Genomic DNA, 26,096 nt, shown 5'->3' on the forward strand with positions numbered 1-26,096 from the left:
GATCAGCCGGCGTCCGCAGCCGCCCACGACACGAAGTCGGTGAAGGCGGCAGGCGCGAGGGTGAGCACCGGCCCGGCGGGAGTCTTGGAGTCCCGTACGGCCACGGTGGCCTCCGGCGTTTCGGCGATTTCGAGGCAGTTGCCGCCCTGGTCGCCGCTGTACGACGACTTGCGCCAGGCCAGGGCGCCGAGCGGCGCACATTCGACGCAGGATCCGCCCTGGTCGCCGCTGTAGCTGGACTTACGCCACTGGATCTTCGTCGGCACCACGTTGCTCCCCATAACGCTCCTCCATCACGTGCCGGATCAGCTCCGCCGAATCCCTGAGCGAAAGCGCGGCGGCCTGGAGGTGATCGTAACGGAGCGAACAGTCCGTGACGGTTTCCGGATTGGCGCTCGGATGCCCGCTGCCGTAGCCCTCCGTATAGACGATGTCGGGGTCTCCGGCGAAGTGGAAGACGTCGAACGAGCCTTGAAGTCCCGCGTGCACACCGGCCGAGAACGGCAGCACCTGGATGTTGACGCGCGGGTTGGTTTCGAAGGTCAGCAGGCGGGCCAGTTGACCCCGCATCGTCTCCCGGCTACCGATCTCCTGGCACAGCACGGTCTCGCTGAGCACGGACCAGAAGACCGGAGGCTCGCTCTTCTCGAAGATGCGCTGGCGAGCCAGCCGTACGGCGGTGCGGTCATCGATGTCGACCACATGCATCGCACTGAGGACGGCACGCGCGTACGCCTTGGTCTGCAACAGACCGTGCACCAGGTGGGTGTGGAAAGTGTGGATCTTGACTGCTCGCGCCTCCAGCTCCGCCACCTGCTGAAACCACGCCGGAAGCTGGCTGCGCATCACCAACGCGACCAGCCTGGACAGCAGTCCGTCCGTGCCCAGCGCCGCGTCCACCCGTTCGCTGAACTCCGGCGTCGGCAGCTTCCGCGCCGTCTCGACCTGTCCAACCAGCGAGCCGGTGTAGTTGATGATGTCGCCCAGCTGCCGTTGCGTCAGACCGGCGGCCTCCCGGAGCCGGCGCAACTCGAAGCCGTAGTAGTCGAGCGGCGAGGCTCCCGGGTCGAGGACATTGACGTTGGTCACGCATGACCCCTTTCACGCGACGCCCCACAGGCGGACCCGTTGTGTTCAGGCGGTAGCCCAGCGTAGTGACAGCAGGTCAGTCTCGTACCGTGAACGACTACTTTCCCTCCGTCCTGGCGGGACCCCGTCCCGACCAGTACCGCATGTGCCTCACCCTCGGTGAGCACTCCGCTCGGCACATCCGCCGTATCGTCCGTTCCTGCCTGGGTGATTGGGGCCTGGCCGGGCTCACCGACGCGGTGGAGCTGGCGGTGACCGAGCTGGTCGCCAACGTCGTACGGCATGTCCCGGACCGGCGCTGCACGCTGCTGGTGCTGCGGCAGACGGACGGGGTCCGTGTGGAGGTGACGGACGGGTCGCCGCAACTGCCCGCCGTGCCCTTGGACTTGTCGCCGGAGGCGGAGGGCGGACGGGGACTGCTGCTGGTCGACGCGGTGACCGACAGGTGGGGCGTGGAGCCGCGCGCAGGGGCCGGAAAGACCGTGTGGTTCGAGTGCGTGGGCGCTGGGACACTCCCGCCGTGAGGAGCTTCACCGGGTCCGCCCGGGCAGGGCTCGGCAGGCGACCAGGGCGCACACCGCCGCCAGCGGCAGCTCCGCGCAGAAGGCCATCGCCAGGGCGGCTGCCGCCTCGCCCGCCGAGGCCGTGGTCGTGTCGAACCAGGCGTCCGCCACCAGCAGCGTCGCGGTCCCCGCGGCGGTGACGCAGCGGCGGGCGTCCGCCCGGGCCAGGAGCAGCCCCGTCACCACCAGCCCCAGTGACTCCAGCGCGTCCAGCCCCACCCACGCCGTGCTCCACCGCACCGGCCCGGAACCGCCGGGCAGGCACCCCGCCAGCACCAGCAGCCACGGGAGCAGCGCCAGGCCGGCCACCACCAGGGCCGCGCTCGCCCACCGCTGCCGCCGGCCGGACCTGATCGCCGACCACAACCGGGGGATCGGCTACCTGCTCAAGGAGCGGGTCTCCGACGTCGAGGAGTTCGTCGCGGCGCTGCGCCGGGTGGCTGCCGGGGGCACCGCGCTCGACCCGGAGGTGGTCTCCCAGCTTCTGCTGCGCCGCCGCAGCGACCCGCTCGACCGGCTCACGCCCAGGGAGCGCGAGGTCCTCGGTCTGATGGCGGAGGGTCGATCCAACGCGGGTATCGCCGAGGCCCTGGTGGTCGGGGACAGCGCGGTGGCCAAGCACATCAACAGCATCTTCACCAAGCTCGACCTGTCCCCGGCCGACGGCGACCACCGCCGGGTGCTGGCGGTACTGCGCTTCCTGGCCTCGGCGTGAGCGGCCGCCCTCAGCCCAGCTTCCGGCAGTAGAGGGCGTCCGGGGTCCGGCTGGATCCCAGCCGGCCCGTGTAGGCGATTCCGGCCAGGTACTCGTCGTTCGCGCACTGTCCCTTGTAGTGGCCGTAGGCGAAGTCGCCGCCCTGGGGGGACGTGCCCCTGTTGTCGCTCCGGTCGAACCAGACGGTCCGGCCGCTCGTGCCGAGTGCTCCGGCCGGGGCCGCGGTGCACAGGGCGGCGGAGACGGCGGCGCCGCGGACGCTGTAGCCGGTGAGGAACTGGCCGTCGGCGCACTGGAGTTTGGTGTAGCCACTGGCCCAGTCCTGGCCCGGGGCGACATGGCGCTCGTCGACGACGACCTCGTGGGCGCCGGCCGGGTTCGCCAGGGGGCCGGTGGACACGTCCGCGCACAGGCCGCGGTTGCCGGTGTGGCTGAGGCCGAGGAGGCGCTGCCCGTCGGGGCAGACCGCCTTGCGGGCGCCGGGGTTCCAGTCGGGCAGGGCCCGCATCCGCCGGGAGGCGACGAAGTCGCCGTGGTCGGGGCTGAGCATCGACCAGTCGGCCACGGGGGCGACGGGGCCGGTGCGTCCCTGGGCCCGGACGAGCCGGGTCCAGGCGCCGGCCCGCCAGTCGTCGCCGTCGTAGACGCCCATGCGGTGGCCGGCCGAGTCCCAGTGCAGCAGGGCCCAGCCGTTGCCCTTGCGGTTCTCGTGCCAGCCGACGAGTGGCCAGTACGCGAAGTCGGCGTCGGTGCGGATGAGGTCGTCGACGAAGTTCTCGAACCAGGCACGCGGTGCGGCGCCGGTCTCCTCGCGGCCGCCGACGCCGAACTCGCTGATCCAGACCGGGGCCGTGAAGTGCTGGTCCTGCTCGGCGGCCACGTAGAGCGCCTGGCGGTTCACCACGTCGGTCAGTTCGGCGGGGCCGAGGTCGCGGTAGCGGGGGTCACTGGTCTCGCCGAGCCCGGTGGCGCCGCTGTGGTTCGGGCCCGTGTAGTCGTAGAAGTGGGCCGAGTAGACGAGCTTGCCGGAGTCGACGAGTGTGTGGGAGAGGCGGCGTACGGGTTCCAGGGTGGGGCGCCCGTGCGCGAAGCCGTCGACGGGGATGCCGGTCCAGTTGATGCCCTCGACGATGATCAGCAGGTCGGGGTCGGCCTCCGTGAGGATGCGGTCGGCGACGTGCTGCGAGGCGGCGAACCAGTCGTGGTCGTCGCCGAGGCCCCAGTTGGGGTCGTCCCAGACGCTGCGGCGCACCTCGTTGTAGAGGTCGGCGCCGACGACGCGTTTGTTGTCCTGGTAGCGGCGGGCCATGAACAGCCAGTCGTTCTCCCAGGCCCCGGTGGACCGGCTCGCGTTCCAGCGTTCGTTTCCGTCGACTCCACAGCACCAACGCGTCGTGTTGGTGTGGTTGTTGAGGATCACGGCGAGTCCGGCGTCGGTGAGTCCGCGCACCACCGCGTCGTACACCTGAAGCGGTGTCCTTCCGCGCAGCGAGGGGTTGGCGGCGACGGCGCGGTCCGTGACGGGTCGGTCGTCGTGGATCATCTCGTTGGAGAAGGGCAGCCGGATGCTGTTGATCCCGATCTCCCGGAAGCCGGAGACGATCTCGGCCACGGGGGCCCGGTCCAGGCCCAGCGGGACGCGGTCGGAGTTCTCGCCCGCGTGGTGGTTGGCGTCGTCCTCGGTGCTCCCGGAGCCGTTCCATGTGCCGCTGGCCCCGTGCCAGTTGCCCGACCGCAGCTTGAACCGGTTCCCGTTCGCGTCGACGATCCAGCGGCCCCGCGTGCTGAGCGGCGGCGTCCAGTCCGCGGCGGTTGCGGAGGCCGCCGCAGCCTCGGCGCCGACCTCCTTCCCCACGGCGGCCGCGGGAGCGACGGGCGCCAGGGGCGCCAGGGGCGCCAGCAGGAGCACGGCGGTCAGGCCGGCCCGGCCCAGGAATCGACGCATGGTTGACCGTCCCGAGTGACCGTGGCTGTCATGTATGCGTCAGCATGGTGGACGTTCCGGCATCAGTCCAGACCTGCCCGCCGAACCCGGGTCAGCGGGTGGCGAGTTCGGGTGCCGGTTGCCTCTCCGGTGCGGCGGGCTCGGCGGCCGCGCGCGGGCCGGACAGCAGGTACGTCAGCCCGAAGCCCGCGCCGACGACGATCGCGCCGCCCACCGCGTCCAGCACCCAGTGGTTACCGGTGGCGACGATGGCCGAGACCGTGAAGAGGGGGTGGAGGAGGCCCAGGGCCTTCATCCACCACTTCGGGGCGACGACCGCGATGACCACGCCGCACCACAGCGACCAGCCGAAGTGCAGGGACGGCATCGCCGCGTACTGGTTGGTCAGGGCCGTCAGGGTGCCGTAGTCCGGCTGGGAGAAGTCCTGGACGCCGTGGACCGTGTCGATGATGCCGAGGTCCGGCATCAGGCGGGGCGGGGCCAGGGGGTAGAGCCAGAAGCCGACGAGGGCGAGGAGCGTGGCGAAGCCGAGGGCCGCACGGGCCCAGCGGTAGTCGACCGGGCGGCGCCAGTACAGGACGCCGAGGACCGTCAGCGGGACGACGAAGTGGAAGGACTCGTAGTAGAAGTCGAAGAAGTTCCGCAGCCAGTCGATCTTCACCACGGCGTGGTTGACCGCGTGCTCGATGTCGATGTGCAGGAAGCGCTCGATGGAGAGGATCTCGTCGCCGTGCCGCTCGGCGCGGGACCGGCCGCCGGAGATGGTGCCGCCGGTCGCGGCGAGGCGGACCTGCTGGTAGGCGGCGTAGGTGACGCGTATGAGGAGCAGTTCGAGGAGCAGGTTCGGGCGGCTGAGGACCCGGCGCAGGAAGGGCAGCAGGGGGACCCGCCGGAAGCGGGCCGGGACCGGCGGCGCGTACTGCGTGGGGACGGGCGAGGCGTAGTGCTCCGAGGCGCGGGCCAGGAACGGCACGGCCGTCGCGGTGGCGAGGGCGGCCAGCAGGACGATGTTGTCCCGCAGTGGGTACAGGACCGCCATGTGCGGCAGCATCATCGTCGCCGGCAGGGTCATGACGAGGATGACGGCGACCGGCCAGACGTACCGGTCCGAGGCGCGGCGGCCGACCCGGCCGACGACCGCGAGCAGCACCCACAGGAGCTGGTGCTGCCAGGTGGTGGGCGACACCGCTATCGCCGCGCAGCCGGTGATCGCGACGGCGAGCAGGAGCTGGCCGTCGCGGGCGTAGCGCACGGCCCGGCGCAGGCCGAGCACGGCGACCGCCGCGCCCAGCAGCAGGAACAGGCCCACCTCCAGCGGGCCGGTCAGGCCGAGCCGGAGCAGGGCGCCGTGCAGGGACTGGTTGGCGAGGGCGTCGGCGCGGCCGCCGAGACCCACGCCCGCCATGTGGTGCACCCAGTAGGTGTGGGAGTCGTGCGCCATCGCGGCCCAGGCGAGCGCGGTGCACGCGGCGAACGTGACGGCGGTGGAGACGGCGGCCTGCCGGCGCCGGGTGAACCACAGCAGGGGCGCGAAGAGGAGCACCGCGGGCTGGAGCGCGGCCGCGAGGCCGATCAGCGCGCCGCCGGCCCGCTGTCCGCGTACGACGAAGCAGCCGAGCAGGACGAGCAGGACCGGGATGATGCTGGTCTGGCCGAGCCAGAGCGTGTTGCGCACCGGCAGCGACAGCATGAGCAGGCTGATCGCGACGGGTGCGGCCAGCAGGGAGGTGCGGCGGCCGACGGGCTCGGGCAGGGCGCGGGCGGCGATCAGCCCGAGGGCGGCCACGAGCAGCAGCGTGCCGAAGGTCCATCCCCAGCCGAGGGCCTGCTCGGCGGCCCTGGTCAGCGGCTTGAGCACCAGACCGCCGAAGGGGGTGCCGGTGAACTGCGTCGACTCGTACAGCGACCCCTTGACGTGCAGGACGCCGTTCGGTCCGGCCCAGGTCTCCAGGTCGGTGAGCCGGCTGCCGCGCGGGGTGGTGAGGACGGCGGCCACCTGCCGTATCGCGAGGATCGCGGCGATCAGCCACAGACCCAGGCGGGTCGCGTGCAGGCGCGCCGTGGCCGGGTCCGCCGCCGCTCCGAACGCCGCCGCCGGTCCCCCACCGTGCTCCGCATTCGCCACGCCCCCTCGGCCTCCCGCCCGTACGTCCCGCGCTCTTCCCGCGCCGGGAACTCCTTCTCGCCGTCTCCGAGAGGCTCGCGCCTCCCCCGGAGAGGGACGCGGCTACCCCCGATTCACCTGTCGTCCGCTCGCCTTTTGTCAGGATGACGATAGTCCGCGGGGGGTTCGGTTCCCCCGGCCGGGCGCGACAAGGATCACAGTGCGGAGCGGCCGATCACGGTCCGTGCGGGGACCAAGTGCCTGGACAGCCCGCATTTAGGTGCACTATGCACCGACGCGCGTACGGTGCGTAACGGACATCAACAGCCGTATGGTCGATTTTCGGCCTGCCCAGGTGGGCTGCATCCGGCCCCCGCGTCAGCGCCGCCGCACGGGCCGGGTCCCTGTCCCCGTCGAAAGGCAGGCGAGCGAAGCCTTGTCAGCTGTCACCGTCACCGCACCCCGGCCCGTCTCTCTCACCAAGAGCCGCCACACCACCGTCACCGACCCGGTACTCGTCCGGCGCGCTGTGAGGGCCGCCGCGCTGGGCAACGCCATGGAGTGGTTCGACTTCGGTGTCTACAGCTACATCGCGGTGACGCTGGGCAAGGTCTTCTTCCCCTCAGGCAACCCGACGACGCAGTTGCTCTCCACGTTCGGCGCCTTCGCCGCGGCCTTCCTGGTCCGCCCGCTCGGCGGCATGGTCTTCGGCCCACTGGGCGACCGCATCGGCCGCCAGAAGGTGCTGGCCTTCACCATGATCATGATGGCCGTGGGCACCTTCGCCATCGGCCTGATCCCCTCCTACGCGACGATCGGCGTCGGGGCGCCGCTGCTGCTGCTCGCGGCCCGGCTGGTGCAGGGCTTCTCCACCGGCGGCGAGTACGCGGGGGCGTCCACCTTCATCGCCGAGTTCGCCCCGGACAAGCGGCGCGGCTTCCTCGGGAGTTGGCTGGAGTTCGGCACCCTGGCCGGTTACATCGGCGGCGCGGGCCTGGTCACCCTGATGACGGCCCTGCTGTCCTCGGACCAGATGACCTCCTGGGGCTGGCGGATCCCGTTCCTGATCGCGGGCCCCATGGGCATCATCGGCCTCTATCTGCGGATGCGCCTGGAGGAGACCCCGGCGTTCGCGGCGGAGGCCGAGAAGTGCGAGTCACGCCCGAAGGTGCCGCTGCGCGAGATGATCGCCGGCCAGTGGAAGGCGCTGCTGCTGTGCGTGGGCCTGGTGCTGGTCTTCAACGTCACCGACTACATGCTGCTGTCGTACATGCCGAGCTATCTGACCAGCGTGCTCAAGTACGACGAGACGCACGGACTGCTCGTCGTCCTCTGCGTGATGGCCCTGATGATGATCGTCCAGCCGTTCGCGGGAGCGCTGACCGACCGCGTCGGACGCCGCCCGGTGATCGCCGCCGGCTGCGCGGGCTTCCTGTTCCTGTCGGTCCCGGCGCTGCTGCTGATCCGCCAGGGAAGCCTGGCGGCGGTCGGCCTCGGCATGGCCGCCCTGGGCCTGCTCCTGGTCTGCTTCACGGCCGCGATGCCGTCCGCCCTGCCGGCGCTGTTCCCGACCCGGGTCCGCTACGGCTCGCTGTCGATCGGCTTCAACATCTCCGTCTCACTGTTCGGCGGGACGACCCCGCTGGTGGTCACCGCCCTGATCGGCGCGACCGGCGACCTGATGATGCCCGCCTACTACATGATGGCGGCCTCGCTGATCGGCGGCGCGGCGGTCTGGTTCATGGCGGAGTCGGCGGGCCGTCCGCTGCCGGGCTCGGCGCCGTCGGTGGAGGCGTGAACGCCCTGCCCGTCATTGCCTGACAGCGCCTCCGCACCCGGCTATATTCGTTAGCGCAGCTACTTAGAGAATCTAACTAGACATACGAAAGGCCTGGTTCATGAGCCACTCGCAGCTGTGGGACGACGTGGACGACTACTTCACCACTCTGCTGTCCCCGGAGGACGAAACCCTTCAGGCCACGGTGCGTGACAGCGACGCGGAGGGCCTGCCGCACATCAACGTCACCGCGAACCAGGGCAAGCTGCTGCACCTCCTCGCCCAGGTCCAGGGCGCCCGCGCCATCCTGGAGATCGGCACGCTCGGCGGCTACAGCACCATCTGGCTGGCCCGCGCGCTGCCCGCCGACGGACGGCTGATCTCCCTTGAGTACGACCCCCGCCACGCCGACGTGGCCCGCCGCAACATCGCGCGCGCCGGCCTGGACCGGGTCGCCGAGGTGCGGGTGGGTCCCGCCCTGGAGTCGCTGCCCCAGCTCGCCGACGAGAACCCGCCGCCCTTCGACCTGGTCTTCGTCGACGCCGACAAGGCCAACAACCGGCACTACGTGGAGTGGGCCCTGCGCCTGACCCGCACCGGCAGCCTGATCGTCCTGGACAACGTCGTACGCGGCGGCCACGTCACCGACCCCACCAGCACCGACCCGAGCGTGCTCGGCACCCGCGCCGCCCTCGAACTCATCGCCGAGCACCCCAGGCTGGACGGCACGGCGATCCAGACGGTCGGCAGCAAGGGCCACGACGGCTTCGCGCTGGCGCGGGTGCTGGAGTAGCGGGAGCGAACGGCCGGGGCCGCCGCTCCGCCGCCGTCACCCGGGCGGTGCTCATACCTCGTGGAAGAACCCGACGTTGACGCTGCGCGGACTCGTGCGGTCCTGCACGACGATCTCGCCGGAGCCGCCCCGGGGCAGCGCGACGGTCCCGCCGTAGGCGAGCGGCTGGGTGGACTCACCGAGGGTCAGCCGGACCTCGGAGGAGGGGTCCGGCTGGGAGCCGCGCAGCCAGGTGACCTGCCAGGTCCCGTCGGCCGCGCACTGGAACTCCAGATGGACGCGGGATACGAACAGCCAGTCGTCGGGCGTCACCAGGCGGCAGACGGCCGGGTCCCGGCCCACCCGCAGCGCGGCGCCCGGCTCGCTGGGAGCGTCGGCCATGAGCATCCCGGCCGTGGCACCCGCATCCGTCCCGGAGACGGAGGCCATGGTCAGTTCGAGCACGTCGGTTCTCCCTGTGGCGTCTTTCGCGCGGTGGCCGGATTGCCTGACCGCCGCCGAATGATAAAACGCCAGGCGGGGCCACGTCCGGCACAATGGGCCCATGACCGAGCGAAAGCCACCCGGTGTTCCGTTCGAGTCCTGGGTCGACAAGCAGATCCGTGACGCGCAGCGGCGCGGCGAGTTCGACCGCTTGCCGGGCGCGGGCGAGCCGCTGCCGGACGACATGACGTACGACGAGCTGTGGTGGGTCAAGCGGAAGATGGCCCGCGAGGGCCTGTCCTGCCTGCCACCGACGCTCGCGCTGCGCAAGCAGGCCGAGGACGCGCTCGCGGCGGCGCTCGCGGCCCCCTCGGAGCGGATCGTCCGTGCCGTCATCGCGGACATCAACACCAAGATCCTCGACATGATGCTGAAGCCGCCGCCGGGCCCGCCGCTGGGCCTGAAGCGGTACGACGTCGAGGAGGTCGTCCAGGAGTGGCGGACGCGGCGCGCGGCGGCCGAGTAGACCCTGACGGCGAAGTGGGCCCGAACGGCCGGGTGGGCCCGGACGGCCGAGTGGGCCCGAGCGGCCGAGTTCTCCGTCCGGTGCGTGCTTAACCGGTTGCGCCCGCCCCCCACCGCGTCCCCACAATGTCGGTCGTGACCTGGACCATCGCCCCGGAACCCGTCGACTCCCCCGCGGCCGCCGCACTGTGGCGCGCGTACTACACGGAGGTCAGCGACCGCTGGTACCTGCTGCACGAGGGACACCGCACCGACCCCGCCGAGCTGGAACGGGAGATCGCCGCCCACGCGGGCGCAGAACTCTCCCCGCCCACCGGCCAGTTGATCCTCGCACGGTACGACGGCAGCCCGGCCGGCACCGCGGGCGTACGGCTGCTGGACGCGGAACGGGCCGAACTCACCCGGGTGTTCCTGCGCCAGGAGGTGCGTGGCAGAGGCGGCGCCGCCCTCCTGGTCACCGCCGCCGAGGACGCCGCCCGCGCGCTGGGCGCACGCCGAATGATCCTCGACACCCGCAGCGACCTCGCGGAGGCCCGCGCCCTGTACACCCGGCTCGGCTACACGGAGACCGCCCCACACAACGAGGACCCGTACGCGGAGCACTGGTTCGCCAAGTCCCTCGCCTGAGGCTCAGGCCGGACGCGTCGCCGGGCGTCCCTCGTGCGGCCGTTCGGAGTCGGACCCGCACAGCTCCCCCGTAAGCTCCTTCACCAGTTGCACCAGATCGGTCGGCCGGTCCGGGCCCCACCAGTCGCCGAGCAGTTCGGCGAGTGACTCCTCCCGGGCGTGCGCCAGACGCTCGGCGGCCTCAAGGCCCGCGCCGGTCAGTACGAGGTCCACAGCCCGGCGCTCGCCCAGGTGCCGCTCCTCGACCTCACGGACGGCCCCGATGATGGCGCTCAGCGGCAGGGTGCTGCGCTCGGCCAGCAGCGCGGGCTCCACCCAGCCGTACTTCTTGATCCGCAGCACCAGCCAGCTCGTCGCGGGGTCGAGGTCGTAGCCCGCCCGCGCCGTGATCTCCCGGTAGATCTCGCGCCGCCCCTCGCGGGTGCCCAGCACGGACAGCGCCCGGCACACCTCGTCGTACGAGGACCGCTCGACCGGGTTGGTCGCGTACGTCTCCGTGACGTCGGGGGCCGTGACCGAGCCGCGCAGCCGGTCCTCCTTCAGGAACCAGGCCAGTACGAAGCCGACGAGGGCGACCGGGGCGGCGTAGAGGAAGACATCGGTGATCGCGGACGCGTACGCGTGCAGCGCCGCCGGACGCAGCGCGGCCGGCAGGGCGGCGATACCGCGCGGATCGGACTTCAGCGTGTTCGCCGACACTCCGGGCGGCAGCGGCACGCCCTTGAAGGCGGCGGTCAGTTTGTCGCCGAGGCGGCTCGCGAAGACCGTACCGAAGATGGCCACGCCGAAGGAGGCGCCGATGGAGCGGAAGAAGGTGGCGCCCGAGGTGGCGACACCCAGGTCCTCGTAGCCGACGGAGTTCTGCACGATGAGGACGAGCACCTGCATGACCAGGCCGAGGCCCACGCCGAAGACGAAGAAGCAGACGCTCATCACGAGCGTCGCGCTGTGCTCGTCGAGCTGGTGCAGCAGGAGCAGCCCGATCGCGGTGACGGCGGTGCCCACGACGGGGAACACCTTCCAGCGGCCGGTCCGGCTGACGATCTGCCCGGAACCGGTGGAGGCCGACAGCATGCCCACCACCATGGGCAGCATGTGCACACCGGACACCGTCGGCGAGATGCCCCGCACGACCTGGAGGAACGTCGGCAGATAGGTCATCGCGCCGAACATGGCGAAGCCGACGATGAAGCTGATGACCGCGGAGAGGGAGAACGTGCGGATGCCGAACAGCTTCAGCGGCAGCACCGGCTCGGCCGCCCTCCGCTCCACGGCCAGGAACGCGAGGACGAGCACGACGCCGACCACCATCAGGCCGATGATCTGCGGCGAGCCCCAGCCCCAGGTGGTGCCCCCGAGCGAGGCGACCAGCACCAGGCAGGTGGCGACCGAGGCGATGAGGAGGGTGCCGAGGTAGTCGATGACGTGCCGCTGCGATCGGGGGGAGATGCGCAGGGCGGCGGCGATCACGGCGAGGGCGACCATGCCGACGGGGATGTTGACGTAGAACACCCACCGCCAGCTCAGGTGCTGGGTGAACAGGCCGCCGAGCAGCGGCCCGAGCACACTGGTCGTGCCGAACACCGCGCCGAACAGCCCCTGGTAACGGCCGCGTTCGCGGGGCGAGACGACATCGCCGACGATCGCCATCGACAGCACCATCAGCCCGCCGCCGCCCAGGCCCTGCAGGGCCCGGAACCCGATCAGCTCAGGCATGTTCCGCGCCATGCCGCACAGCGCGGAACCGATCAGGAAGATCACGATCGCGGTCTGGAAGAGCTTCTTGCGCCCGTACTGGTCACCGAGCTTGCCCCACAGCGGAGTCGCGGCGGTCGACGCCAGCAGATACGCCGTGACGACCCAGGACAGATGCTCCAGTCCGCCGAGGTCGCTGACGATGGTGGGCAACGCGGTCGACACGATGGTCTGGTCGAGCGCGGCCAGAAGCATGCCGAGGAGCAGCGCGCCGATCGAGACGAGGACGTTGCCGGGCACCTGCTCGGGCGGAGCCGCGGCACCACCGGGCGGGGCCTGCGCACCCGGCGGACCCGGCGGACCCTGCTCGGCCTGGGGGCCCTGTTCGACCTGGGGGCGCTGCTGGGCTCGGGAACGCTGCTCGGCCTGGGTACCCTGCTCGGCTTGGCGACCCTGCTCGTTCTGCGGGACGCGCTCGGTCTGCGGGACGCGCGGGGACGCGGCGACGGCCGACGACGGCCGGTCGCCGCCCGGGACCTCGCCCGGGGCGTCGCCCGTCGTCCCCGTCATGCCGGTCCTGCCGTGCCCATCGCCGGCCATGGAGTCCTCCCGACGCTCTCGTGACATCTTCCATCGTCATCGGTGTGTCCGGTTATGGCCTGTTGAGTCCTCCCGGACGCCGCCATTCCGGGGGCCCTTGGGGGAGAAGGTGTGTGGAGGATCTGCATAATCCTTGGAGTTCGTACGGGAGGGGACCGACGCGTGGAAGAGCGGAAGGGGCATGCCTGCCCCGAGTGCGGGGTGCCCCGGGGCTTGGACAACACCCCGTCATGCGCCTGCGGAAGCCGGGCGGCCGACGCTCTCCGCAACACCCGGACGGCCGAGGCCGCGGCGGCGGAGGACTTCAATCCACTACGGATACGGCCGTACGTGGACATCGGGGAGCCACCGGCACCGAAGGGCACGGCCGCGGACGTCCTGACAGGGGTTACTCCGGCGGGGGGCGGTACTTCGCCGGACGCTTCGGCGGGGGGCGATGCTTCGGCCGAGGGCGGCGCCTCGGCGAGGGGCGCCGGGCATGGCGGGGTCACCGGAGCCGCCGGGGTCGCTGAATCCCCTGGTGCCGCTGGAGCCGCCGCAACCGCAGGAACAGCCGGAGCCGCTGAGGCAGCCGGGGCCACCGGAGACAACGTAGACAGCAGGGCCGCCCAAGCGCTCGCAGCCACCAGGCCCGCCGAAGCCGACGGGACCTCCGGGGCCACCGAAGGCACCATGACCTCCGGAGCCGCCGGTACGGCCGGCGCCGCCGGGGCCGCCGGGCAGGAGCCGCAGCCCTCCTCCCCCAACACCGACTCCACGATGGTGCTGCGCGCCCTCCCCGCTGAGGCCGCGTCGGCACGAGGGGCCGCTCCCGCTGATGCGCGGACGGCACAGAAGGGCGACCCCACCGGGTCCGCTCCGGGCCGGCAGGACACTTCGGCTCAGCCCTCGACGGGACAACAGGGCACCCCCGCGGAGTCCACGATGGCGCTACGCGCCATCCCCGCACAGCCGCCGGCCCGCACCACCCCACCCGCGACCGGCCTGTTCGCACCGCCGCCGGGTGAACCGAGCGCGGCCGACGTGAGCATGTTCGACACGGCGACGGCGGAGGACCGGGCTGCCACATGGAACTCGGCCGCCGGCGCTGAGGGCTCCGGAGACCCAGCGGGCCGGCCGGGCCGGGCGGGCACCCGCCATGGTGGCCGGCGCACCCGCCCCGCCGTCGTGGTCGCCGCAGGCGCGGCCGTGGTCACCGTCGTGGCGGGGGCGGGGTTCGCGAGCGGGCTGTTCTCCTACGAGTCACCGGAACGGGACCACGCCTCCCGTCAGGTACGGGAGAGCGTCCCGGACGCGTGGGTGGAGACGCCCACGGCGTCCGCGTCGACGTCCACCGTGCCGTCGTACACGCCTTCCGTCGCCGCGTCGACGGGCGAGTCGCCGCCGCCCGGCGCGGACGTCTCGCCGTCCGCGTCCGCCTCGGCGCCGGGGACGGCGGAGCCGTCGCCGTCCGGACCGGAGGCGGAGAACGCTCCCGCCCCGGGTCCGGAGTCGGCCGGGCCGACGGAGACGGCGACGACCTTGCGCGAAAGCGCCCCGGCGGCCCCGGCCCCGGCCCCGGTGCTGCGCCGCGGCGACCAGGGCGCCGGTGTGACCGAACTCCAGCTACGACTGGGCCAGTTGTTCCTGTTCCCGGGGAAGGCCGACGGTTTCTTCGGCCACAGGCTCGAGAAGTCCGTACGCACGTACCAGTGGACCCGCGGCATCAGCGGCGACGACCCCGGGGTGTACGGACCGGCGACGAGGGCGCGCCTGGAGTCGGAGACGAAGGCGCCCTGACCCAAGGTGCGTCCCGGCGCCGCCACCACTAGGCGACGTGCAGCCGGACGCCCCCGTCGTCGAGGGCCTCGACCCGCACCTGGGTCAGGTCCCGCACGACGGCGTCCGGCCGGTGGAACCCGGCACGAGGACCGACACCGATCACCCGCATGCCCGCGGCGCGGCCGGCCGCGATCCCGGCTCCGGAGTCCTCGAAAACCACGCAGTCGGCGGGCGCGACTCCCAGTTCGGCGGCGCCCTTGAGGAAGCCCTCGGGGTCCGGCTTGCTCGCCCCGACGGACTCGGCGGTGACGCGGACGTCGGGCAGGGACAGGCCCGCGGCGGCCATCCGGGCCGTGGAGAGGGCCACGTCGGCGGAGGTGACGAGGGCATGCGGCACGCCCCGCAGCCCCGCGAGGAACTCCGCCGCCCCGGGGATCGGGATCACGCCGTCCATGTCCGAGGTCTCCTCGGCGAGCATGCGCGCGTTCTCGGCGAGGTTCCGCTCCACGGGCCGGTCCGGCAGCAGCAGCGCCATCGAGGCGTGCCCCTGACGACCGTGGACGACCTTCATCACCTCGTCGCCGTCCAGCCCGTGCCGGTCGGCCCAGCGACGCCAGATCCGCTCGACGACGGCGTCGGAATTGACGAGGGTGCCGTCCATGTCCAGCAGGAGGGCGCGGGCGGTGAACACGGCGGTGGCCGTCATCGGCAAACTCCAAGACACGCGAAGGGGGGCGTGGGAGCACGCCCCCGAAGAAACAAGGCGGCCCCGTCCACCGGTCAGGGAAAGAGGACGGGAGCCACTTTGTTTCTCCACGGTACAAAACATCCCGGCATCCCGCCACCACGCCTCCGACGCGGAGCGGGGCCGAAGCCCCAGAGCCGGGGCCCCTCACCCCAGCGGGACGGGCGGATGGAGGGGCGAAGCCGGCGCGCGGCCCCAATGGCTCACGCCACCGCCTCCCACAGGCCCCACACGCCCAACCCCACCATCAGCAACGCCGCCACCTTGGTGATCAAGGCAAGTGGCACCCTCCGCATCAACGCCTTGCCCCCCACGATCCCCAGGCCCGCCACCGCCCACAGCGCCAGCACCGCCCCCACTCCGACCGACAGCGGATCGTCGTAACGAGCCGCGAGGTTCGCCGTCATGATCTGCGTGAGGTCACCGAACTCCGCGACCAGGATCAGCATGAATCCCGTCCCCGCGACCTTCCAGAAGGACTGGTCCTCGGGCCGCCGGACCTCCTCCTCGCCGTCCCCCTTCTTCAGCAGCAGCATGGCCGCGCCGCCGAGGAACAGCACACCCGTCAGCGCGTGCACGATCCGCTGCGGCAGCAGTGTCAGCACGCTGCCGGCCGCCACGGCCAGCACCACGTGCAGCAGAAACGCGGCGGCGACACCGGCGAAGACGTACGAGGCCCGGTAGCGCGTACCGAGGACGAGCCCCGCGAGTGCCGTCTTGTCCGGCAGCTCCGCGAGGAAGACGACGCCGAAGACGAGCGCCAGGACGCTGAAGGTGATCACTGTTCCTCAATCGGTCGGGGCCACCCCGCCGAGAGTGCTGTGACTGATGCGACAAGACGCCTCGGCAGGGCAGCACACGGGTTCACCCCTGCCGTACGGCACGGGCGTGCACTGCTCACCGAAGGTCTCGCTGGCCGGCCTCGCTCACGAGGCCCGCCTCCGGGCGCCGGCTCAGCAGAGCTGAGCAGTATGTCGACGGTCCGGCGAAGAGCTACTCCCCTTCCGCGTCACCCATCGTACGCGACCGCCCCCGCGCCCCGGCCTGCACCGAGATCCACATCACAGCGGACAGCAAGTCCCGTCACACCCCTTGCTGTGTCATGCACGTGTCACTAACTTCTCACCGCACACTCACCCGCTCGCAACACTGCGCGGCGAGCATTCCCTCGCCCCCCTGCTCGAACCCAACGCCCCTCACCCCCAAGGGAGTCAGCATGTCCCGCAGGTTCAAGCTCTACGCGCGTCAACGGCTCAGCATAGTCGCGGCGATCACCGGACTCATAGCCTCCATAGGCCTGTTGAACGGCCCGACCGCCTCCGCGGCTCTCCCCACCCCCGTCAGCGCGGCCACCGCCCGCACCTACCTCGCCTCGCTCACCGTCGCGACACCGAACCACACCGGCTACGACCGCGCCCTCTTCCCGCACTGGATCACCATCAGCGGCAAGTGCGACACCCGCGAGACGGTCCTCCAGCGGGACGGATCGAACGTCGTCACCGACGCCAACTGCGCTGCCGTCAGCGGCAGCTGGAAGTCGGCGTACGACGGCGTCACCTTCACCGTCTCCTCCAGCCTGGACATCGACCACATGGTGCCGCTCTCCGAGGCCTGGGACTCCGGCGCGAGCAAGTGGACCACCGCCCAGCGCCAGGCGTTCGCCAACGACCTGACCCGCCCCCAGCTGATCGCGGTGTCGGCCAGCTCCAACCGGTCCAAGGGCGACAAGGACCCGGCGCAGTGGATGCCGACCCAGACGTCCTACCACTGCACCTACGTCCGCGCCTGGGTGCAGGTGAAGTACTACTACAACCTCTCCGTCGACACGGCCGAGAAGACCGCGCTCCAGAACTACCTCGCCGCCTGCTGACCCTCGGCTCTCCCCACCCGCCTCCGTCGCCGCGCACTGCGCTCGGCGGCGGAGGCCGTCCGAAACCAACCCCCCAACCACATACACCCCCAGTGAAACTTCTGTCACACTTCCGGCGTACGCTGTATAGGTTTCACAGGCCGCTCCTTGCCGCTCCCGCGCGACACCGCGGCACGGTCCGCGGTTCACGGGGGTGACGGGGGGAGTTCTCGGTGCTGGAGAGTGTGGCGAGGGTGGGGGCACTCACCGGCACTCCATGGATCTACGTCATAGTGGCCGCGTCCGTACTGCTGGACGTGTTCCTGCCGGTCCTGCCCAGCGGCGTGCTGATAGTGACGGCCGCCACGGCGGCGGCCGCGGGCACGGGTGCGGCGACCGGTCACGTCCCGCAGAACGTGCCCGACATCCTGGCCCTGACCCTCTGCGCGGCGACGGCGTCCGTACTGGGTGACCTCGTCGCCTACCGTCTGGCCCGGCACGGCGGTGAGCGCCTGGACCGCGCGATCTCCCGCTCCCGGCGGCTGAGCCGGGCACAGGAACGACTCGGCACGGCCCTGTCCCGGGGCGGCGGCGCACTGGTGGTCCTCGCCCGCTTCGCCCCGGCCGGCCGCTCGGTGGTCTCCTTCAGCGCCGGCGCCGCACACCGCCGGGTACGGGAGTTCCTGCCCTGGTCGGCGCTGGCCGGCCTGTCCTGGGCGACCTACAGCGTGGCCCTCGGCTACTTCGGCACCCGCTGGCTCGGCGCAGCCTGGCTCGCGACCTGCGTATCGGTGGCGGCACTCTTCGCGGCGGGCGCGGGAGCGGTCTACCTGATGCGCCGCGCCCCGAAGCCGGCCGAAGCGCCGTAAAAGAGGCCCCCACCGCCACGGATCCGCAGCCGCCCCCGGCCACCCCGGCCCGTCACTCGGCCCCACGCGCCATCCGCCCCCGCACCTCCAGGCCCGCCAGCAACTCCTCCGTGGCCTGCGCGATCGCGTCGACCGCCCGATCGAAGACCTCCTGGTTGTGCGCGGCCGGGGCCCGGAACCCCGAGACCTTCCGCACGAACTGCAACGCGGCCGCCCGGACCTCCTCCTCGGTCGCCTCCTCGGGCAACGCGGGCGGGCGCAATGTCTTGATACTCCGGCACATGCCCCCAGTGTCAGCACGCCCCGCGCGCACCGCGCAAGCGCCCCGGCGCCCCCGAGGCGACCTCGAACGCATGAACCCACCCGATGCACTCGCGCCCCAAATTCGAACAGGCGTAGCATTGCAACCGTGGGTACGCGCTACGACTTTCCGAGTGACCTCCTCGCCGGTCAGGAGGAGCTGCACCAGGTCCGGGCCGAGCTGGCCGCCCTGCTCAAGCGGCTGCCCTGGTCGGTCGAGCCGCTGGACGGGTTCAGCGACGACGGCGGCTGGCGCAAGGTGGAGCGCCCGGCCTCACCGGGCTGGACGCCCGACGAACAGGCCGCGGTCGAAAAGCTCCGCCGCCGCGAGCACGAACTCGCGGTGTTCGTCAGCACCCACCGCTACTGGTCGGACCTGCCCGGCCCGGACGGCGTCACCGCCCGAAGCCACCTGAAACACACCCACGAGCCCCCGGACAACGAGGACGAGGCCTAGCGAAGCGCAAAAGACAAGGACCCAGGTCTCCGGGTTTCAACCCGCCGACCTGGGCCCTGTTCATCTGCAACTGGTGGGCGCGGACGGTTTCGAACCGCCGACATCCTGCTTGTAAGGCAGGCGCTCTACCGCTGAGCTACGCACCCGGGACCAGCCGACAGCCTACATTGTCCCGGGCGCCCTCCTCCAAATCCGTGACGCGGACAGACAGGAGGTCAGCCATATTCCTGAAGACTGGGCGGGAGTACGTCCTGTCGCCAAGACGTAGGCCCAGCCGCGTGCCCCGAGCGGTGTTGAGCACGCTGGTCGCCCGCTTTCGCTCCGCGTCCCGGCGGCACGGATCGTGTCCGTGGTCCAGGAAGGCGGGGGCGGGTCTCCTCACGCCCCCGAGTCTCCGGTCCGGCCTGGACGGTCCGATGCCCCGCACGATCTCTCCGGTCGTGCGGGGGCGGTGCTGTCCGTCGCCGGATCGGATGCCCGAGCGCGCGCCGTCCGATCGCCACGGCTGCCGCGTCGTGGCGCGTCACCTCACGAGTTGCAGTCGTCAGCGGCCGCCGCCAGTGCTGGGCACCCCATCGTGAGGTGTAGGCCGGGTCGACCGCGACGACGCCGACATTCCACTCGGCCGCCATCAGCACCAGCCGCGCCTTCAACTTGGCAGTGGGGAAGCGGGAGATGAGGCGACGGAACGACTTGTTGCGACCGTGCCTCTCGCGTGTGCTGCCGTCGGTGAAGTCGAGGTCCTCGATGGCGATCGAGGAGACTCCGGTACGCCGGGTGTGGTGCAGCAGCCGAGTCAGCGCGTGCCGGATCTGAGCGTCCCGGTGCTGGGCGCTGCCCGACAGGTCGTAGAAGAACCGCCGGGGCGCGCCGACCGGGTTGCCATGCACGTCGAGGCGCCAGGCGGCGAGATGGTCGTCGTTCATGTCCACCGCGACGACGCCGCGAGCCAGCGCTGCCCGCAGTGGCACCGCCGGTGCCACTGCGCGCTGCCAGGAGGCAGTCACATACCAGCGGCCGCGCAGAACGTCGTGGTGGATGCGGTAGGCCACTGCCCGGTCCGCGACGATCCGGTCCCGCCACTCCCCGGCCCGATGGGTGAACGCCACAGTCGCGTCGAGCACGTACCGGCCGTGCGGAGAGTTCGCCAGGTGGGCCAGGCCGGCCGGGAGTCTGATCGAGAGTTCTCCGGATCCGGTGACGCGGATGGTCTCGTTGCCGCAGCGTTTGCCGGACTCCCCGTCCGCGGCGAGGAACATCCGGGCGGTCCGCCATCGCTCCTGCCACGCGTGCCGGCTCAGCCCTGCCTCGTCCAGATGGTGCCGGAGGCGAGCGAGCCTCTTGCCACCGCGCACCACATGCACCCGGCCGGCCGCCCAGTCCGCCCGCAGAGCGGTGAGCCGGTCCTGGAGAACACGCAGACGGCGGGACTTGGCATGCCACTCCGATCGGGTCACACAGCCCCGCGTCGTCCCGGCCCGCTTGTCGGCCTTGGCGCCCAGCGGGCGGGCCAGTCTGGCCTCAGTCCGTGTGATCTCCCCCCGCAGCCACGCCATCTCGGCGGCCTGGCCGCGCCGCGCCAGCGCCCACTGGTCGTGGGTCGCCTTGGTGATGCTTCCCGTCCAGCGCGCCGACGAGGACTCGGTCAGCTCCCTCTTCCGCAGCGCCCAGGAGGCGGCATCGTGGCCCGGACCCTGACGGGACCGCGTCTCGAGATCCCGCGACGCCAGGGAGCCGAGAAACATGCCCGTCTCGGTCAGCACCGAGGCGTCCGCCGACGACACCCGCAGCCGTGTCCGGATCGCCACGCCGGCCGGCCCGGATACGACGTACGACGGCGTCACCTTCCGCAGTCCGTCCACCCCGCCCCCACTGACACCGAAGCCCACTCTGTCTCATTCAACGAGCACCGATCGCAAAAATCACCCTGTTCGAGGCGAGAACTCCTGTCCCCTCCGGAGATCCGTACTCCTCGCGAAACGGGACGCGACGGAGGGGGGCTAGCCCCACCCCCCGTCCGGTAGCGCGCCGGATTCTCCGGGGCGGGGGTTCTTTCTACGATCTCCTCAGAGCCGTTCGGGTTCGTCGTCCGTCATCAGGGGGAGACCGTCATGTCCCGTTCCATACCCGCCCGTGTCGCCGCGGCCGCCGGTGCCGTCGTCGTGCTCGTCGCCACGGCCACGGCCTGCGGGGGCTCCGTCGAGGACGACAGCAGTCCCGAGCGGCGCTCGTTCGCCCTGCGCGGAGACACCCTGACCGTGGACTCGGACGACTCGGCGCTGGAGATCGTCTCCGGCGGTCAGGCGAAGGCGGGGGCCGTGGAGGTGAGCCGCTGGTTCAGCGGGTCCGTGCTGATCGGGGACGATCCGAGGGTGACCTGGTCCATGAAGGACGACCGCCTGGTGCTGCGGCTGAAGTGCTCGGGGTTCGTCGCCGACTGCTCGGCCAAGCACCGGATCGAGGTCCCGCGCGGGATCGCCGTGAAGGTCGAGGACCGTGACGGCAGTGTGCGGGCGCGCGGGTTCGAGGACGCCCTGAGCATCCGTTCCGGCGACGGCTCCGTGCACGTCACCGACTCCACCGGGCCCCTGGAGCTGCGCTCCGGCGACGGGTCCGTACGGGCGGAGGTCTCCTCGCTCCGGGTACGGGCCACCACCGGCGACGGCGAGGTCCACCTGGAGCTGGGCGCCGTACCGGACCTGGTGGACACCAGGTCCGGTGACGGCTCCGTCAGCATCACGCTGCCGCACGCGACGTACCGGGTGACGACGAAGACCGGCGACGGCTCGGTGCACGTCTCCGTGCCCCGGGACGACGCCGGCTCCCACGTGGTGTCCGCGACCACCGGCGACGGTGGGATCACAGTTCGTACGGCTGACTGACCGGCCCGTGTGTTCGTCCTGCGCAGATGGAAGAATGAACACCATGCAGGGCGAAGAGCACGGGAGAGGGATTTGAACCCTCCCCCAGCCGAAGCAAGGGGATTCCTGGCTCAAGCAGCTCATTCGCTCGGCGAACGAAGGAGTCCGACGCTCTCAGCACCAGCCGGGACGGAACCTGCCCGGTTGCCTGTTAGGACAAAGGAGTTGCGCGTGCTTGGCTCTCGCAACGCACGGCAGTCAGCATACCGAGCCGCGCGGGGCTATTCCTCCCCTTTGGGCGAAACCTCATTCTCGGTCGTGCTGATGCTTCCCCTGCTGGCCGCGCTCGCGCTGCCGGCCGCCTTCGCGGGCGGCGGCACCCGGCGCTGGTTCGGCGGGCGGGCCGAGACCCAGCGTGCCGAGGCGCAGGCCGCCAAGGACGCCGCCGCGGCCGCCTTCTACGAGCTGGACACCGCCCAGCGCGATCTGCGGATCTCGATCGAGACGATCACGGCGGTCGACGACTCCCCGGACGCCCGGCGCGCGGTCGGCGAGTTCGAGGCGCTCGGCCGGCGCATCGACGAGGTCAGTCAGCGTTACATCCAGGCCGTCGACGCCCAGGACCTGGACCGGGACGATCTGGAGGCCTCCGTCGCCTCCCGGGCGCGTGTCGATCTGACCGCGGCCAAGGACGAACTGCTGGGCGTCAAGAGGGAGCTGGACCGTTTCGGCAGTGGTCTCGGGCCGCTGCTCGGCAAGGCCGAGACCCAACTGGCCCGGGTCGCACCCGGGGTGGAGCGCGCCCGGCAGGCCCTGAGCGCCGCCGCCGGCGCGCTGGACGACGCCCGCGGGTCCGGGCTCGGGGCGGATGACCTGGCCGCCCGGCTCGCCGCGCTCTCCCCCGAGCTGACGAGGCTCAACCAGGGCGCGGGACAGCACGGTGTGCAGCCGACGCTGGAGCGCGCCGAGCGGGTGGCGCGGGAGGCGGAGGCGATCCGGGCGGAGGCGGTGCGGCTGCCGGAGCAGGCCGCCGAGATCGATCACCGGCTGGTGTCGCTGCGCACCCGGGCGCAGGCGCTGGGCACGCGCGCCGGTCAGGTGGAGCCGGTGCTCAGCGAGCTGCGGCGGCGGTTCACCGTCGCCTGCTGGCAGGACCTTCAGCAGGTGCCGGAGCAGGCCGCCGGGAGCGTGCGGGAGGCGGAGGCGAAGCTCCGGGAGGCGCGGGCCGCGCGGGACGCCCAGCGCTGGCCGGACGCGACGGCGCTGCTGTCGACGGTGCGGGCGTTGCTGAACACCACGGACGAGGCGGTGTCGGCCGCCGGGGAGCGGCTGCGGCGGCTGAACGAGGTGCAGAAGGATCCGCAGGCGGAGATCGAGCGGACCCGGTTCGCGATCCGGGACGCGCAGCGGCTGGCCATGTCGGGCCGTACGACGCCGGATCCGCGGCACGCCGGGCCGCTGGACGACTCGGTGGGCCGGCTGGAGCGGGCGGTGGCGACGCTGGAGGGCCGTCATCCCGACTACTGGCACTTCCTGACGGAGACCGAGGCGGTGCGGCAGACGGTGGCCTCGGTGGTGACCCGGATCCGCGAGGAGCGGGGAGCCGGCCGCTGACGGCCCGCTCCCCGCTCCCGGGATTCACCGATCAGGTGCGGTAGGCGTAGTAGTACGCGTCCGGGTAGGAGGCGATGATGCTCGCCACCGACCTGTTGTAGGTGTTGGTGGAGTGGTACGACAGATACGGCACGCCCTGCGCGGTGCGCGACGTGACGATCATGGTGTGGTCCTTGGACCCGTCCCGGTTGAAGTCCATCTGGAGCACGTCGCCGACGTCCATCTGGTAGACGTTGGCGAGGCTGGTGACCCGCTTGGAGGACAGGGCGTACCAGGAGAACTCGTTGACGCCGACGAACGAGTCCGACTGGATCTCGGCGTTGCCGAACCACTTGTGGAAGTCGTACGTGTAGCCGGGTTCGTGCTTCCAGCCGCCCGCCTTGAGGGACTGGCTGACGAAGTTGGTGCAGTCGCCGCCGGCCCCCGCCCCGTTGAAGTCGGGGTACTCGGGGTTGTAGTTGTTCCAGTACTTCGTCGCGTACGCCGCCATGGCCTTGTAGTCGTAGGCCCCGCCGGTGAGGTTCTTCGCTGCGGCGGGCGGGTTCGCGGTGATGGCCGCGCGGGGTGCCGCGGGCGGGTTGCCGTCGGCGGCGACGCTCGGGGCCGTGGTGGAGGGCGCCGGGGCCGCGGTGGTCGGGGCCGGGGTCGCCGGCGCCGTGGTGGGCGGCTTGGTCGACGCCTTCGCGGTCGGAGCCGGGGTCGACGGCTTCGCGGTGGGCGGCGTGACGACGGACGGTTCGGCGATCTGGTTGACGGCGACGCCGTCGTCCGTGTCGCGGATGCCGGTGAGCTGCCAGTTGCCCTTCTGGTCCGCCTTGAACGTCAGTTCGTGGCGGGCCTGGAAGCCGGTGGTCTTCGGCTCGTTGCCGCGGACCTTCCGGTACGTCAGGGTCGTGGTCTCGGTGACGGCGACCTTGGCGTCGCGGCCCTGCACCCGGGTGGCGTCCAGCGACACGCTGGTCTTGCCGGCGCTGTACTTCTCGCCCAGCTTCGCGAGCCGTGCCTTGCGGCCGCGCAGTTGGTCCAGGGCGGAGCTCTCCTGGCGCGACTGCGTGCCGGACAGGCGGACCTTGCCGGAGAAGCCGGAGGTCTTCCGGTGGTGGCGGCCCTTGCTGCCCGCGCCGTCGTCCACCAGGGCCTGGGTGCGGTCGGTGAAGACCGCGTCGGCCAGCTTCTGGAAGGTGGCCTTGGTGGCCGCGTCCACCGTCGGGTCGTTGGTGACGGCCGCGCCCGCGCTCCAGTTGGGCACCAGCGCGACGCCGGCGACCACGGAGGCGGCCGCCGCCGAGATTATGGTGGCGCGACGCCGCTTACGGCTAAGTTTCCTTGATTTCAATGGTGTTCCCCTCTATGCCGGTAGACCTACCGGGCGACGGCATCTTCGCATGCGGTGTGGAGAGGCTGTGTAGCGGGGGCCACAAGCGGAACTCTCCCGTCACGCGGTTCAGTTGACCACGGACGACCAGTCGGGCGACTGGGCCGGGTCCAGGGAGCGCAGCCGCTGCAGCGTTTCCGGTTTCTGCACGTCCAGCCAGTCGGCGAGCTCCCGGAACGACACGCACTTGACGTCCTTCTTGACGCAGGTGTTCTTGACGACCTGGTCGATGGCCTTCATGTAGATGCCGCCGTTCCAGTCCTCGAAGTGGTTGCCGATGAACAGGGGCGCCCGGCTGCCGTAGTAGACGCGGTTGAATCCCGCCATGTAGGCGTCGACGGTCTGCTGCTCCCACTGCGGGAAGTTGGCCGGATTGCCCTGGGTCTCGCCGTCGGACTGGTTGTAGAGGAAGTTGAAGTCCATCGACAGGCCCTGGTACTTGCCGTCCTCGTACGGGAGCATCTGGAGCGGGAAGTCCCAGATGCCGTCCTTCTTCGCCGGCCAGATCTGGAAGTCGCCGGGCGAGCTGGCGTCGTAGCGCCAGCCGTAGTCCTTGATGGCCTTCAGCAGGTTGGGCTGTCCCTCCAGGCAGGGCGCGCGTCCGCCGGTGATCTCCTTGCGGAAGTCGAAGGGCAGCGGCGGAAGGTCGGTGAGGCCGGAGTTGGTCTTCCACTTCTCCGCGAAGTCGTAGAACTGGTCGATCTCGCTCTTCCACTCCTCGACGCTCCAGTCGCCGCCGCCCTTCGCGCCGCAGAAGTGGCCGTTGAAGTGGGTGCCGATCTCGTTGCCCTCCTCGTAGGCCTTGCTGAGCTGCTCCACGGTGGTGCGGATGTGGTCGACGGTGGCGTAGTCGATGGCGGCGGACCCCGGCGAGTGCTGCGGCGGGTGGTAGATGTCCTTCTTGGCCTTGGGCAGCAGGTAGATGCCCGTGAGGAAGAAGGTCATGTGGGCGTCGTACTCCTTGGCCAGCTCCCGGTAGTGCGAGAACAGGTGGTCGTCGCCCTCCAGGCCGCCGTCCCAGGAGAAGACCACGAACTGCGGCGGCTTCTCGCCGGGTTCGAGCGGCTTCGGCTTCCACTCGGCCTTCTGCGGGCCGGTGTAGGAGGTGGAGCCGTCACCGAGCACCCGCACCTTGCCGTCCCACTCGGGCTCCGCGGCCGCGCCGGACGGCGAACCGGCTTTCTTGGGGCCGCGCCCGGCCTCTTCGCCCTTGGACCCGGCGGACGCGGTCGGCGCGGTCGAGTCGGCACGGGTGAGCGTCAGAAAGCCCGCCACCACGGAGGCGACCACCAGCAGGGCGGCCAGGGTCAGGAACTCGGGACGGGTGGTGCGGCGAGGTGCACGTGCCTTGCGCCGACGGCCGTTTGACTTCATGTGGGGGGCTCAATCTGCGAGGGGGGTGGTGGGAG

At 71.3% G+C, this 26,096-nt stretch carries 24 protein-coding genes, 1 tRNA gene and 1 pseudogene; 12 read left to right on the forward strand and 14 right to left on the reverse strand.

Features of this window, described 5'->3' with window-relative positions:
• Nucleotides 1–2: 2 nt before the first annotated feature.
• Both OIE49_RS11870 and OIE49_RS11875 read right to left on the reverse strand, forming a co-directional pair.
• Complete coding sequence (locus OIE49_RS11870) at nt 3–281, reverse strand: DUF397 domain-containing protein (RefSeq protein ID WP_326802284.1); 279 nt, start codon at nt 279–281, stop codon at nt 3–5.
• A complete protein-coding gene (locus OIE49_RS11875; protein WP_326802285.1) occupies nt 241–1,089 on the reverse strand; it encodes a helix-turn-helix domain-containing protein in 849 nt (282 codons plus the stop codon). The genes OIE49_RS11870 and OIE49_RS11875 overlap by 41 nt, the downstream gene beginning before the upstream one ends.
• An 89-nt stretch (nt 1,090–1,178) precedes the next feature.
• Between OIE49_RS11875 and OIE49_RS11880 the strand changes: the two genes are divergently transcribed.
• Nucleotides 1,179–1,613 (forward strand): ATP-binding protein, encoded by a 435-nt coding sequence (locus OIE49_RS11880; protein ID WP_326802286.1) that lies wholly within the window; start codon nt 1,179–1,181, stop codon nt 1,611–1,613.
• 6 nt (nt 1,614–1,619) lie between these two features.
• Here the strand turns inward: OIE49_RS11880 and OIE49_RS11885 are convergent, their stop codons facing one another.
• Nucleotides 1,620–1,871, reverse strand: a complete 252-nt coding sequence (locus OIE49_RS11885) for a hypothetical protein (protein WP_326802287.1) — start codon at nt 1,869–1,871, stop codon at nt 1,620–1,622.
• 151 nt (nt 1,872–2,022) lie between these two features.
• Here OIE49_RS11885 and OIE49_RS11890 point away from each other — a divergent pair.
• Nucleotides 2,023–2,367: pseudogene (locus tag OIE49_RS11890) on the forward strand (LuxR C-terminal-related transcriptional regulator); the annotation flags it as partial.
• A gap of 10 nt (nt 2,368–2,377) precedes the next feature.
• On the opposite strand, the gene OIE49_RS11895 reads toward OIE49_RS11890, so the two are convergent.
• Together OIE49_RS11895 and OIE49_RS11900 are read right to left on the reverse strand one after the other, a co-directional pair.
• A complete protein-coding gene (locus tag OIE49_RS11895) occupies nt 2,378–4,312 on the reverse strand; it encodes a glycoside hydrolase family 5 protein (protein WP_326802288.1) in 1,935 nt (644 codons plus the stop codon).
• A gap of 91 nt (nt 4,313–4,403) precedes the next feature.
• Complete coding sequence (locus tag OIE49_RS11900) at nt 4,404–6,437, reverse strand: bifunctional glycosyltransferase 87/phosphatase PAP2 family protein (RefSeq protein WP_326802289.1); 2,034 nt, start codon at nt 6,435–6,437, stop codon at nt 4,404–4,406.
• 415 nt (nt 6,438–6,852) lie between these two features.
• Here OIE49_RS11900 and OIE49_RS11905 point away from each other — a divergent pair, with 415 nt between their 5' ends.
• Nucleotides 6,853–8,214, forward strand: a complete 1,362-nt coding sequence (locus OIE49_RS11905) for an MFS transporter (protein ID WP_326802290.1) — start codon at nt 6,853–6,855, stop codon at nt 8,212–8,214.
• Between the two features lie 100 nt (nt 8,215–8,314).
• Entirely contained in the window at nt 8,315–8,986 is a 672-nt protein-coding gene (locus OIE49_RS11910) for an O-methyltransferase (RefSeq protein ID WP_100567023.1), read from the forward strand.
• Between the two features lie 51 nt (nt 8,987–9,037).
• Here the strand turns inward: OIE49_RS11910 and OIE49_RS11915 are convergent, their stop codons facing one another.
• The gene (locus OIE49_RS11915) at nt 9,038–9,430 is read right to left on the reverse strand and encodes a hypothetical protein (protein ID WP_326802291.1); all 393 of its coding nucleotides are present in this window, start codon (nt 9,428–9,430) and stop codon (nt 9,038–9,040) included.
• A gap of 100 nt (nt 9,431–9,530) precedes the next feature.
• Between OIE49_RS11915 and OIE49_RS11920 the strand changes: the two genes are divergently transcribed.
• Together OIE49_RS11920 and OIE49_RS11925 are read left to right on the forward strand one after the other, a co-directional pair.
• The gene (locus OIE49_RS11920) at nt 9,531–9,935 is read left to right on the forward strand and encodes a J-domain-containing protein (RefSeq protein ID WP_326802292.1); all 405 of its coding nucleotides are present in this window, start codon (nt 9,531–9,533) and stop codon (nt 9,933–9,935) included.
• A 125-nt stretch (nt 9,936–10,060) separates the two neighbouring features.
• Nucleotides 10,061–10,561, forward strand: coding sequence for a GNAT family N-acetyltransferase (locus OIE49_RS11925; RefSeq protein WP_326802293.1), 501 nt, complete (start codon nt 10,061–10,063; stop codon nt 10,559–10,561).
• 3 nt (nt 10,562–10,564) lie between these two features.
• Here the strand turns inward: OIE49_RS11925 and OIE49_RS11930 are convergent, their stop codons facing one another.
• Nucleotides 10,565–12,556 (reverse strand): MDR family MFS transporter, encoded by a 1,992-nt coding sequence (locus OIE49_RS11930; protein WP_326806197.1) that lies wholly within the window; start codon nt 12,554–12,556, stop codon nt 10,565–10,567.
• Nucleotides 12,557–13,528: 972 nt separating this feature from the next.
• Between OIE49_RS11930 and OIE49_RS11935 the strand changes: the two genes are divergently transcribed.
• Nucleotides 13,529–14,635, forward strand: a complete 1,107-nt coding sequence (locus tag OIE49_RS11935) for a peptidoglycan-binding domain-containing protein (protein WP_326802294.1) — start codon at nt 13,529–13,531, stop codon at nt 14,633–14,635.
• Between the two features lie 28 nt (nt 14,636–14,663).
• Here OIE49_RS11935 and OIE49_RS11940 read toward each other — a convergent pair whose 3' ends face one another.
• Nucleotides 14,664–15,323: an HAD-IA family hydrolase gene (locus tag OIE49_RS11940; RefSeq protein ID WP_326802295.1), complete on the reverse strand. Its 660-nt coding sequence runs from the start codon at nt 15,321–15,323 to the stop codon at nt 14,664–14,666.
• Nucleotides 15,324–15,565: 242 nt separating this feature from the next.
• Nucleotides 15,566–16,144 (reverse strand): TMEM165/GDT1 family protein, encoded by a 579-nt coding sequence (locus OIE49_RS11945; RefSeq protein ID WP_326802296.1) that lies wholly within the window; start codon nt 16,142–16,144, stop codon nt 15,566–15,568.
• A 434-nt stretch (nt 16,145–16,578) separates the two neighbouring features.
• Between OIE49_RS11945 and OIE49_RS11950 the strand changes: the two genes are divergently transcribed.
• Together OIE49_RS11950 and OIE49_RS11955 are read left to right on the forward strand one after the other, a co-directional pair.
• Entirely contained in the window at nt 16,579–17,232 is a 654-nt protein-coding gene (locus OIE49_RS11950) for an HNH endonuclease family protein (RefSeq protein ID WP_326802297.1), read from the forward strand.
• Between the two features lie 212 nt (nt 17,233–17,444).
• Nucleotides 17,445–18,080, forward strand: a complete 636-nt coding sequence (locus OIE49_RS11955; protein ID WP_326802298.1) for a DedA family protein — start codon at nt 17,445–17,447, stop codon at nt 18,078–18,080.
• Nucleotides 18,081–18,132: 52 nt separating this feature from the next.
• On the opposite strand, the gene OIE49_RS11960 is transcribed toward OIE49_RS11955, so the two are convergent.
• A complete protein-coding gene (locus OIE49_RS11960; protein WP_326802299.1) occupies nt 18,133–18,363 on the reverse strand; it encodes a DUF2277 domain-containing protein in 231 nt (76 codons plus the stop codon).
• A gap of 126 nt (nt 18,364–18,489) precedes the next feature.
• Between OIE49_RS11960 and OIE49_RS11965 the strand changes: the two genes are divergently transcribed.
• A complete protein-coding gene (locus tag OIE49_RS11965) occupies nt 18,490–18,837 on the forward strand; it encodes a hypothetical protein (protein WP_326802300.1) in 348 nt (115 codons plus the stop codon).
• A 71-nt stretch (nt 18,838–18,908) separates the two neighbouring features.
• Here the strand turns inward: OIE49_RS11965 and OIE49_RS11970 are convergent.
• Both OIE49_RS11970 and OIE49_RS11975 read right to left on the reverse strand, forming a co-directional pair.
• Nucleotides 18,909–18,983 (reverse strand) — tRNA-Val (locus OIE49_RS11970).
• 69 nt (nt 18,984–19,052) lie between these two features.
• Nucleotides 19,053–20,582: a transposase gene (locus OIE49_RS11975; protein WP_326806198.1), complete on the reverse strand. Its 1,530-nt coding sequence runs from the start codon at nt 20,580–20,582 to the stop codon at nt 19,053–19,055.
• A gap of 366 nt (nt 20,583–20,948) precedes the next feature.
• Here OIE49_RS11975 and OIE49_RS11980 point away from each other — a divergent pair, with 366 nt between their 5' ends.
• Both OIE49_RS11980 and OIE49_RS11985 read left to right on the forward strand, forming a co-directional pair.
• Nucleotides 20,949–21,719, forward strand: coding sequence for a DUF4097 family beta strand repeat-containing protein (locus OIE49_RS11980; RefSeq protein ID WP_326802301.1), 771 nt, complete (start codon nt 20,949–20,951; stop codon nt 21,717–21,719).
• Nucleotides 21,720–22,022: 303 nt separating this feature from the next.
• Nucleotides 22,023–23,312: a hypothetical protein gene (locus tag OIE49_RS11985; protein WP_326806199.1), complete on the forward strand. Its 1,290-nt coding sequence runs from the start codon at nt 22,023–22,025 to the stop codon at nt 23,310–23,312.
• 31 nt (nt 23,313–23,343) lie between these two features.
• Here the strand turns inward: OIE49_RS11985 and OIE49_RS11990 are convergent, their stop codons facing one another.
• A complete protein-coding gene (locus OIE49_RS11990) occupies nt 23,344–24,582 on the reverse strand; it encodes an amidase domain-containing protein (RefSeq protein WP_326802302.1) in 1,239 nt (412 codons plus the stop codon).
• A 174-nt stretch (nt 24,583–24,756) separates the two neighbouring features.
• On the reverse strand, nt 24,757–26,061 hold the full coding sequence (locus OIE49_RS11995) for a hypothetical protein (RefSeq protein WP_326802303.1): 1,305 nt from the start codon (nt 26,059–26,061) through the stop codon (nt 24,757–24,759).
• Nucleotides 26,062–26,096: the final 35 nt, after the last annotated feature.

It is taken from the genome of Streptomyces sp. NBC_01788, assembly GCF_035917575.1.
GTDB lineage: Bacteria > Actinomycetota > Actinomycetes > Streptomycetales > Streptomycetaceae > Streptomyces.

Excerpts from the sequence above, each read along its gene's own strand:
- OIE49_RS11975 (WP_326806198.1), bottom strand. The coding sequence starts at position 20,582 with ATGTTTCTCGGCTCCCTGGCGTCGCGGGATCTCGAGACGCGGTCCCGT.
- OIE49_RS11995 (WP_326802303.1), bottom strand. The coding sequence starts at position 26,061 with ATGAAGTCAAACGGCCGTCGGCGCAAGGCACGTGCACCTCGCCGCACC.
- OIE49_RS11935 (WP_326802294.1), top strand. The coding sequence starts at position 13,529 with ATGACCTCCGGAGCCGCCGGTACGGCCGGCGCCGCCGGGGCCGCCGGG.
- OIE49_RS11910 (WP_100567023.1), top strand. The coding sequence starts at position 8,315 with ATGAGCCACTCGCAGCTGTGGGACGACGTGGACGACTACTTCACCACT.
- OIE49_RS11985 (WP_326806199.1), top strand. The coding sequence starts at position 22,023 with ATGCTTCCCCTGCTGGCCGCGCTCGCGCTGCCGGCCGCCTTCGCGGGC.
- OIE49_RS11870 (WP_326802284.1), bottom strand. The coding sequence starts at position 281 with ATGGGGAGCAACGTGGTGCCGACGAAGATCCAGTGGCGTAAGTCCAGC.
- OIE49_RS11940 (WP_326802295.1), bottom strand. The coding sequence starts at position 15,323 with ATGACGGCCACCGCCGTGTTCACCGCCCGCGCCCTCCTGCTGGACATG.
- OIE49_RS11960 (WP_326802299.1), bottom strand. The coding sequence starts at position 18,363 with ATGTGCCGGAGTATCAAGACATTGCGCCCGCCCGCGTTGCCCGAGGAG.
- OIE49_RS11950 (WP_326802297.1), top strand. The coding sequence starts at position 16,579 with ATGTCCCGCAGGTTCAAGCTCTACGCGCGTCAACGGCTCAGCATAGTC.
- OIE49_RS11920 (WP_326802292.1), top strand. The coding sequence starts at position 9,531 with ATGACCGAGCGAAAGCCACCCGGTGTTCCGTTCGAGTCCTGGGTCGAC.
- OIE49_RS11980 (WP_326802301.1), top strand. The coding sequence starts at position 20,949 with ATGTCCCGTTCCATACCCGCCCGTGTCGCCGCGGCCGCCGGTGCCGTC.
- OIE49_RS11895 (WP_326802288.1), bottom strand. The coding sequence starts at position 4,312 with ATGCGTCGATTCCTGGGCCGGGCCGGCCTGACCGCCGTGCTCCTGCTG.
- OIE49_RS11925 (WP_326802293.1), top strand. The coding sequence starts at position 10,061 with ATGTCGGTCGTGACCTGGACCATCGCCCCGGAACCCGTCGACTCCCCC.